Origin of the sequence: Mycolicibacterium novocastrense (assembly GCF_001570485.1) — a bacterium.
GTDB classification, from domain to species: domain Bacteria; phylum Actinomycetota; class Actinomycetes; order Mycobacteriales; family Mycobacteriaceae; genus Mycobacterium; species Mycobacterium novocastrense.
In genome coordinates this window covers 434-7,380 of the sequence record NZ_BCTA01000097.1, presented here as the reverse complement: position 1 = coordinate 7,380, position 6,947 = coordinate 434, and the positions used below count along the sequence as shown (strand labels likewise).

The following is a 6,947-nucleotide window of genomic DNA, read 5'->3' as shown; positions in this document are numbered from 1 at the left end:
ACTGAACGGCTTGGTGATGTAGTCGTCGGCGCCGACGGTCAGCCCTACGATGGTGTCCATTTCCGTGTCACGGGCGGTAAGCATCACCACGTATGCATCAGAGAAGCTGCGCAGCTGCCGGCACACCTCCAACCCGTCGGCACCGGGCAACCCCACGTCGAGCACCACCACGTCGGGATCAAACTCACGCGCCAGAGCCACCGCTTGCGAGCCGTCAACGGCGGTGCGGGTTTCGAACTGTTCGCGCTGCAGATAACTGGCCACCACTTCGGCGAGTGCCGCCTCGTCGTCGACGATCAAGGCTCGGTAGCCCGGCGCGCCCAGACCTCCCTGAGTTGACGTGCCATCCATAGCGTCCATAGTGCCCGTGAACAGCTACCAGTTACACCGACACTGGGCTCGCCCGCGGCACACTGGCGCCAGCCGATCAGGTCTTGAGCAAATCTTCACAAAACCTCCACTGAATCAGCGGACGTGGGCGGGCACCTTGGAGATCGAAAGGAAGGCCGGGTCGATACATGGTGCCGTACTGGGGTTGGGAGAGCTGGCTGGTGGCTAGCGGCACGTTGGCCGCATCCTGGACGGCTGTGGTCGCGACGGCGGTCGCATGGTTTGGCGCCTTTTCCAGCGACCGGAATACCCGCAACTTGGGTGTGGCGACGGGCGACATGTCGATTGACCCGGTCGATAAGACCCGAGCGGACGGCCCCCGAGGCTCGTCCCCGATCGATGGAGAAGCGACGATCACATGAGTCATCCCTTGTCTATCCATGCGCCCGAACTACATGCGGCGCAGTACCGCGGATTGGGCCGCTACGAACGACCGGACAACCTAGTCGGCCGCACACCGGTACTGCGGGTTTCTGAGCCGTTCAGCAGCGCGGACCGCGGATTTTGGGCCAAGCTCGAAGGCATCAATCCCGGTGGCTTAAAAGACCGCCCCGCAATGCACATGGTGGAGTGCGCCCGAGCACGCGGAGACTTGCGTCCGGGTGCGCGCATCGTCGAATCCACAAGTGGCACACTGGGCTTAGGGTTGGCGTTGGCCAGCATCGTGTATCACCATCCGGTGACCGTGGTGACCGATCCGGGTATGGAGCCCATCATCGTGTCGATGCTGCGGGCCTACGGCGCCGACGTCGAAATGGTCACCGAGCCGCACCCGACGGGCGGATGGCAGCAGGCGCGCAAAGACCGCGTCGCGCAGCTACTGGCCGAAGACCTCGAGGCGTGGCAGCCCGACCAGTACAACAACCCCGACAACGTCGACGCCTACCGGCCGCTGGCCTTGGAGCTCCAAGCTCAGCTGGGGACGGTCGACGTGCTGGTGTGCTCGGTCGGAACCGGGGGCCATTCCGCTGGCATCGCGCGGGTACTGCGCCAGTTCAATCCGCACTTGCACCTGATCGGGGTGGACACCATCGGCTCAACGATTTTCGGTCAACCCGCCGCAAACCGACTGATGCGAGGGCTGGGCTCGAGTATCTATCCACGCAACGTCGACTACGCCGCATTCGACGAGGTGCACTGGGTGGCGCCGGCAGAGGCGGTGTGGACCTGCCGTACCTTGGCGGGCACCCATTACGCAACGGGCGGTTGGAGTGTCGGCGCGGTCGCGCTGGTCGCGGGTTGGGCGGCACGCACCTTCTCAACTGACACGACGATCGCCGCAGTTTTCCCCGATGGGCCACAGCGCTATTTCGACACTGTCTACAACGACGACTACTGCCGTCGCCATGACTTGCTGCTAACACAGCCGCCGCAGCAGCCCAACGTGATCGACGATCCCACCCACGAGGTCGTCACATCATGGACCCGCTGCGCTACGGTGATCGATCCCATGCAAACAGTGGGCTAATGACACTGCCCGGCCTGGTCGTTGTGCGTCACGCCGGCGGATACCGGTTAAAAAGCCCGGAACGGGTGCTGCGCCAATTCGCCGACCACTGCCGGAGGGAAGGCTATTCGGACGGGCCGATCACCAAAGAAGCGGTCGACGGGGTTCCTCTACGACCGTCACCTGCGGCCGAGCACCCTGCGGCGCAACGAGTTGGTCCTGCGCCAACTGGCCGCTCATGCCCAAGCCGCCGGCTGGCAGGCCTGCATGCCGGCCGCGGCAACCCTGGTCCGTGCCCGTCATCAGGTGCCCTAAGTGTTCACCGACGACGAGGTGCGCCGATCGTTCGCTGTAATCGATTCCCAGCCGATGTCCTCATATTCGAACAAGGCGATGGTCGACCCGGTGTTGTTTCGGGTGCTGTATGGCGCCGGGCTGCGCATCTCCGAGGCGCTGAACCTGACCGTCTCGGACGTGGACACGCAGTCCGGGACGCTGAAGATCCGGGACTCGAAAACGGTGCGGTCAGGACCATCCCGATCACCCGCCGGCTGGCCGCGACTGTGGGTTCCTACATCGGGGCCGCGCACCCGGTGCCCGAACCCGACGCTCACATCTTCTACAGCAGGGCGCCGGGCAGCCCGATCAACCAGGCGAGCGTCTACGTCCGGTTCCGCAGCTATTTGGCCGACGCCGAAATCCCGCATTTCACCGGCGGCCCGCATCGGCACTCGCTGCGTCACGGATTCCCCGTCGCCAACCTGCGGCGCTGGGCCGAAGCCGGCACCGATGTGGCCGCGATGTTGCCCTACCTGGCCTGCTACCTGGGCCACGCCGACCTGCGCGGCACCCAGTACTACCTGCGGCTGACCGCCGATGCCTATCCCGAGGTGATAGCCCATCAAATCCGGTTCGGCTACGTCATCCCCGCACCGGCCGAGGACCAGTCATGACACCGCAGCAGCGGCCGGCGCCGCCCCCGGACCTGGCCGGGCGCCAGCTCGCGAAATTCTTCACCGATCACCTGGCCGGGGAACGCGCGGCCTCGCCGAGAACCATCGCCTCCTACCGGGACGCGATCAAACTCCTGCTGATCTGGTTCAAAACCGCAGAGCGCATACCTCCAGAGAAACTGCGCCTCGCCGACATCGACCGGCCCCACATCCTGCGGTTCCTGGACTGGCTGGAAACCGAGCGCAACTGCTCGGCAGCCACCCGCAACCAGCGCCTGGCGGTGATCAAGTCGTTTTGCCGCTACACCGCCGTCGAGCAGCCCGACCGGCTCGACCAAATCACCCAGATCCTGGCGATCCGGCGGAAGAAGACCCCCGCCCCGGATGCGGGACACCTGACCGGCGACGAGATCAAGGTACTGCTCGCCCAGCCCGGCACCGCCAGTACACGCGCCATCCGCGACACCGTGCTGCTCGCCCTGGCCTACGACACCGCCGCCCGCGCACAAGAAGTCTGCGACCTCAACGTTGCCGACATCCGCCCCGCCAACCCGGTCACCGTGACGATCCACGGGAAGGATTCCACGATCCGATACGTGCCCCTGATGGGCCCGACCGCCGGGCTCATCGCCGACTACCTCGAGCACCGCAAACCGCACCCCGGGCTCGGCGCCGACACCGACCCGCTATTCCACGGGCCCAACCACTCCAGACTGACCAGATCCGGCATCGCCAAGATCCTCGCCCGCCACGTGCGAGCCGTCCGGGCCGACGACCGGGCTGGGCGCCCGGACTGTCGGTCACGCCCCACACCCTGCGGCGCAGCCGGGCGATGCACCTGATCCAGGCCGGCGTCAACCTGAACTACATTCGCGACCTGCTCGGCCACGCCGACGTGTCCACTACCGAGATCTACGCCCGCGCCGACGCCGAGACCAAATGCAAAGCGATCGAGAACGCCTAGCCACCGACCCCGGACGTGCTGCCGGACTGGACCTCGGATGCGGCGTTGATCGGCTGGTTCGACTCGCTGGGCCGTTGACGCCGCGCCCGTGCTATGCGGACATCCGCAGCAACCCCTAGCCACCAGAAACGATCCGACCGGGCGCATAACCCGGCCGTCCACCTGATGCCGTTATGCGGAATCCACATAACCGGCACAGCTTTGCCGTGCACACCCGCTGGGGCTGGTATCGCAGCGGAGCCGACGTCGAGGACCCGGCTGCATGCTGGGTCGATCGCGGCCAAGTGCGCGGCGAAGTGGTTGAGTCGGCTCGCGGTGCCGGTGACGGTGCTGCGGGTATGGGTGGCGGTGAGCCGGTCGAGGTCGGCCACCAACGAGTCCCGCAGGGCGGGGGTGGCATCCCGCATACGCTCGGCAAAGCTTTGCCGTAGCAGGCTGGTTGCGTTCACCGGCTGCTCGGCGAATACGCCGAGATGGAACATCACTTGGGGCAGTGTGCGCCGCGCTGCTGTAATGGCGGCTGGCCTTTCTCGGCCATGTCGCGCCGCGCTGGCAGCCAACAAGTCGTCGAAGTTGTTGTCGGTAATGTATCGAGTCGCTTTCCGCTCTGGATGAGTAGTCGGCCGATCACCTGGGATGCGGTGGCGCTGCGGGTGTGTTCGGTGAAACCGAGTTCGGCGGCGGCGAGGAATCTGGCCAGGTCCTCCCAACGGTCCCGGTGGCAGGTGACACCAGAACACGCGCAGCTTGCGGCGGATCAGGTAGTCATAACCCGGCCGCAGATGCCCGGCCAGCATCAAGTACATCACGAACGACCGGGTGAGATCAGACATCGCCAACCGCGTCTGGAGCGGCTCGCCGGCCCACCGCTGCGGGTCGGGCCAGTGCCGCAGGAACGTGCGCGCGGCCGGACCAAGGTTCACACTAATCAACCCGAGCCGGTCGCAATGCTCGGCGTAGGCGGCGAGCAGGTCGGCCTCAGGGGCGGGCGCGTAGCCGAGCGCGGGCGGCATCGAACTCCGCCCGCAAAAACGATGAGGCCAAATGGATGTAGGCGGCAGCGGAGTCGACATGATCTTGACCCATCAGCGCCTGAATCACCGACAGGTCGACTCCCGCCTCGGCCAGCGCGGTCCCGAACGTATGCCGCAATGCGTGGGGGTGGCCCGCGGCGACGCCGGAGCGCTCGCGGTGATAGCGGAACACGGTACGCAGTTCCCGCCGGGTCAGTGGCTGTCCGCGGTGGGCACCTTTGGCGACCACGAATAGTGCATCAGCGTCGGTCTCGGGGCGCTCAGCCAGCAGATAGGTTTGGATCGCGCCGGCCACGTCGATGTCTGCTGGCTCCCGCGGCGCGGGCGGTGCTGATCGCGGAGGCGACCATCCGCCCGGCGCCCTTTCCCGAGCCGGTCTTTCCGGCGCGCAACCGCATCTCGGCGCTCACCGGCGCGACGCCTGCGGTGCTTGTCGTGGCTGCCAACGGCGAGAGACCTTTGCGCAGGATCTGCTTGCCGGCGATCTTGCTGTGTCCGTAAGAAACGCCTTGCTTGGCGTGACCGTAGACCGGGCGCAGCAGCGAGTCGATGTCGATGAAACACCTGCCCATCGGCCCCGGGCATCAACTCGACTCGCCCGCACAACGCCACCAAATGGTTGCGCAGCACCGACTCGTGTTGCCGGGCGTGACCGAAGGTGAACTTCCGCAACAACGTTCCCACCGTCGACGGGGCGTATTCGCCACCGAACACGGTCTTCATGCCACCCGCACATCGATGTCGTCGATGCTGTCGGCCCCAGCGCACATCCCCGCAATGAGCGTGGCCAGTTTCGCCGACCCGGACGCGATCCGCGGCTCGGCAATATGGACCTTGTCGGCCAGCGCCAACGGCATCAGGAAGCGAGCTGCGCGTTTCTCTGGGTGGCTGGGCGGTCGGCCTCCCCAGGGAGATTGCCCCGTCGGCCAGTGCGTCGGCGGGGCACAGCTTGCCCCAGTGTCCTCCGCGCATTGGCGCTTCCGACCGGCCCCAGTCTTGGTCGTCCGTTCCGGCCCGGCTTCGCGCCAAGAACTTTGAACCAGTTCGACGTGAGTGTCAGCCCTCGTCTGGTGATGCTGCGGGCTAACGCGGTTACCCAGGATAGTGGTGTCGCCGCGCCTGGGGTCCGTGTATTAGTTATCCACCTCACATTCGACGAGGAAACCATTCAGCGTGTTCGTTTTCTGCCTGCCTGCACCAATGCCGACCTTCCGCAGTACGTCTTCATTCCTGAGCTTGCTGCTCTCTCTTGGCTTCCCGGCCTTCAGGGCTTGCCGCCGAGTTGCCCGGGGTGTTGGCTGTCGCAGCGGGGGCATTACAGTTCAGGCTAAGCCGGTATTCGTTGGAGACCACTCGGTAGCGGACTCCTTGACGTCCGTACCGCCCGTCACGGCCAGGGACAGCCTGGACGACCGGAGGTCTCACGAATGTCGATTTCGAAACGCCAGTGACGATGCACTTGCTCAGGGGAAGCCTGTCGCCGACCCGGGTCGCGATGATTGCCGTGCCGCCCTCCTGCGCGATGACCCCCGTGACCTCGGCGTAGGTTTGGCCCTCCAGGTGGGCCGCGGCCGACGCAATTCCCGGCAAAGAGAACAGGGCACTTGCCGCAACGGCAGCGGCGGCTGCACCTGCCATAACGTTGATCTTGACCGTCACGAGCGGATCCTGTCAGTGATCGTTGGCTAGCGTTCCAGCCATCTGATGTAAGCGAGCACTTGCCAGTGCCGGCTTAATGTCGGGTTCGATCTCCTCTACCCGACTTCAACCGTGCGCCGCGATATGCACCGAATCGATCGAGTTCCTATGAAGATTCGTTGAAGACCCGATCGGCGTTAAAGACTCGATGAGTTTTTGGGCGTCGAGCGCTGTGCCTGGAGCCGGTATGTGGCTGGCGCGCACCGGGTGCCATCAACAGTGGGGAGACTGTGTAAGCGGCCTGGTGCGGGCAGGCCGGTTGCGGACGGTGGTCGGGTGAGGTGTCCGACCCGATGGTCGCCGGCAGCCTCCCAACGCTGCTACGAGTGTCGCGACATTCAGGATGCGGGTGGGCTGTTCACAGTGACCCACATGTTCGCGGAATAATGGATAGTGCTCGAGCACAACATCGTTCGTTTGCAATGCCAAACGTTTGCCACATGGTCATCGATAGGACCAAC

7 protein-coding genes and 2 pseudogenes are annotated in these 6,947 nt (G+C 65.2%); 4 read left to right on the top strand and 5 right to left on the bottom strand.

Features of this window, described 5'->3' with window-relative positions:
• Window positions 1–351 (bottom strand): response regulator (locus RMCN_RS29320; RefSeq protein ID WP_131808623.1); only part of this gene is annotated, 351 nt, incomplete at its 3' end.
• A 397-nt stretch (window positions 352–748) separates the two neighbouring features.
• Between RMCN_RS29320 and RMCN_RS29310 the strand changes: the two genes are divergently transcribed.
• From RMCN_RS29310 to RMCN_RS31940, 4 genes and pseudogenes are all read left to right on the top strand, one after another.
• Entirely contained in the window at window positions 749–1,858 is a 1,110-nt protein-coding gene (locus RMCN_RS29310; RefSeq protein ID WP_067396627.1) for a PLP-dependent cysteine synthase family protein, read from the top strand.
• 348 nt (window positions 1,859–2,206) lie between these two features.
• A pseudogene (locus RMCN_RS31740) lies at window positions 2,207–2,790 on the top strand (tyrosine-type recombinase/integrase).
• Window positions 2,787–3,632: a tyrosine-type recombinase/integrase gene (locus RMCN_RS29300; protein WP_084377855.1), complete on the top strand. Its 846-nt coding sequence runs from the start codon at window positions 2,787–2,789 to the stop codon at window positions 3,630–3,632. The pseudogene RMCN_RS31740 and the gene RMCN_RS29300 overlap by 4 nt, the downstream one beginning before the upstream one ends.
• Window positions 3,623–3,754, top strand: a complete 132-nt coding sequence (locus tag RMCN_RS31940) for a tyrosine-type recombinase/integrase (RefSeq protein WP_084377853.1) — start codon at window positions 3,623–3,625, stop codon at window positions 3,752–3,754. The genes RMCN_RS29300 and RMCN_RS31940 overlap by 10 nt, the downstream gene beginning before the upstream one ends.
• Here RMCN_RS31940 and RMCN_RS29290 read toward each other — a convergent pair.
• The 4 genes and pseudogenes from RMCN_RS29290 to RMCN_RS29275 all read right to left on the bottom strand — a co-directional run bounded on the left by RMCN_RS29290 (window position 3,751) and on the right by RMCN_RS29275 (window position 6,447).
• Window positions 3,751–4,767, bottom strand: coding sequence for a hypothetical protein (locus RMCN_RS29290; RefSeq protein WP_084377851.1), 1,017 nt, complete (start codon window positions 4,765–4,767; stop codon window positions 3,751–3,753). The genes RMCN_RS31940 and RMCN_RS29290 overlap by 4 nt on opposite strands.
• Window positions 4,733–5,083: a tyrosine-type recombinase/integrase gene (locus RMCN_RS29285; protein WP_234787830.1), complete on the bottom strand. Its 351-nt coding sequence runs from the start codon at window positions 5,081–5,083 to the stop codon at window positions 4,733–4,735. The genes RMCN_RS29290 and RMCN_RS29285 overlap by 35 nt, the downstream gene beginning before the upstream one ends.
• Before the next feature lie 10 nt (window positions 5,084–5,093).
• Window positions 5,094–5,633, bottom strand: a pseudogene (locus RMCN_RS29280) (IS1380 family transposase); the annotation flags it as partial.
• A gap of 379 nt (window positions 5,634–6,012) precedes the next feature.
• Entirely contained in the window at window positions 6,013–6,447 is a 435-nt protein-coding gene (locus RMCN_RS29275; protein ID WP_067396623.1) for a hypothetical protein, read from the bottom strand.
• Window positions 6,448–6,947 lie beyond the last annotated feature (500 nt).